The organism is Corynebacterium sp. KPL4072, assembly GCF_037908395.1.
Taxonomy (GTDB): Bacteria; Actinomycetota; Actinomycetes; order Mycobacteriales; family Mycobacteriaceae; genus Corynebacterium; species Corynebacterium kefirresidentii.
The window spans coordinates 1-1,584 of record NZ_JBBMGE010000022.1; the positions used below are offsets into that span (position 1 = coordinate 1).

Below are 1,584 nucleotides of genomic sequence, written 5' to 3' on the forward strand. Positions count from 1 at the left end.
GCTTCCGGACATATGCGCGCGATGGGGGGTGTTTTTGTTCGAATAGGGTGACCTAAACCCGCAGGGATCCCCAGAGTAGAGCGCCAATGGGCAACGGGGGTAAAAGGAAAGGTTTAGAGTTCGTCGACGCCGGCAAGCAGGGAGCGAATTTCGGGGCAGTTAGCAAACTTCCGCTTTAGCCGACCCAAGAATTCTTCAAAGGAAGTTGGTTCAGCAACCTTTTGGAATTTCCCGAGCAACTCATACGCTTGGTCGCAACCGTACTTGTTTTCCAACTGCTCCTCGACTTTTCGCATCAGAATGGGAATGGTCTCGTCCGGCAAGTCCGGAAGAAGCTGTTCTGCCAAGCTCCATTCAATTCCGGCGTCCGAGGCTGTTGCCCAAGCACGTTCCGGATCATCTAGGCACAGGTACTAGAACAACGCTAGGTCCCATGGCTTATCCCGCAGGCGAGTTTGGATGAGTACGGACGCGGTGTCCCCCTACGGCCGCGAAAAGCCCAAGCGCAGTCGATAGCATTGGAAAACTATCGAAGGCTATCCGGTGCACGGCGGGGCTGCGGTGGGGAAAGTGGGCGTCGCAAAGCGCGGCCCAAAAAGTAACGATATGGAAAGTATCCTCCGTGGGCAACGTTAGTATGGCCTTCTCTGCGTACTTATGGGCGAGGTCAAACTGACCTATCTCCGAAAGGCCGCGAATCAGCTGCTCGTATCCGTCCGTGTGAGTACGAAATACGTCCTCGACAGAGCCAGAAAGCACCGCCAACCGACGCCTCGCATACGCGCCATGCGCCCGCTCGCGAAGTTCCTTCACGCCCTCTGCCCCTAAAGATTCCTCGTACTGCACGGGGTCAACATCTATTTGTTCCGCATACGGCGACTCAAGAATGCCCAACAGCCACTGGGCCAAGTACAGCCCGTCAACCTTTGAAAGTTGAGCTGCATGAGGTAGTTCCTGCGCCAAGCGCTCGGCACTCCAACGCACGGCTTCATTGACATCCTCAATAAGCGGCAACTGTTGCAGAACTTCGTCAACTGCCCGTTGCGCCACTGGGAAGATATTTTGAGCCTTGATTGGCTCAATACCATAGCCGGCTAAAAGATGAGGTTCAAAAATGGCAGTCTGGAGCAGCTCGCCGACCTGCCACACCTGGTCGGCGTACTGGCTCGAATCGTCGGGGTCAGCCAAGTTTAGTCCGGTGGGCTTTACAAAGTTAATGGTTGCTTCGGCAAGCGTCTGCCTTACTTCTGGCATTCCTTTAAATCCGAGAGGAATTCCTTGAGAGATTCTGTCAGATCCCATATTTGGTTACGCTCCTCCTCCTCAAACATGCGATCAACGAGGAATTCCACTCCGCCCAGTTCATCCGGATGCAAGCTGTCTAAATAAGCCAGCAGCTTATCGATGTCCTGCAAGCCAACAATTCCCTGCTCTACTTGTTCCACCACAGTAGAAATCTGCCTTTGGTCCATGCGTTTGAGCCTAGCAAAACGACAAAAGAAGAGGTCGGTGGTATACCGTCCTCTTCTTTGTTGTATTTTGTTGTGTTTTTGTTGTTTGGTGTCGGCGGTGACTTACTCTCCC

The 1,584-nt window shown here is 53.3% G+C and carries 3 protein-coding genes; all 3 read right to left on the reverse strand.

Annotation, left to right across the window (positions count from 1 at the left end; genetic code table 11):
* Positions 1-113: 113 nt before the first annotated feature.
* A complete protein-coding gene (locus WMP97_RS11740) occupies positions 114-347 on the reverse strand; it encodes a hypothetical protein (protein ID WP_340440557.1) in 234 nt (77 codons plus the stop codon).
* 91 nt (positions 348-438) lie between these two features.
* Complete coding sequence (locus tag WMP97_RS11745) at positions 439-1,254, reverse strand: hypothetical protein (RefSeq protein ID WP_340440558.1); 816 nt, start codon at positions 1,252-1,254, stop codon at positions 439-441.
* Entirely contained in the window at positions 1,242-1,472 is a 231-nt protein-coding gene (locus WMP97_RS11750) for a tRNA 2-thiouridine-synthesizing protein (protein WP_086588990.1), read from the reverse strand. Before WMP97_RS11750 ends, WMP97_RS11745 begins: the two co-directional genes overlap by 13 nt.
* Positions 1,473-1,584 lie beyond the last annotated feature (112 nt).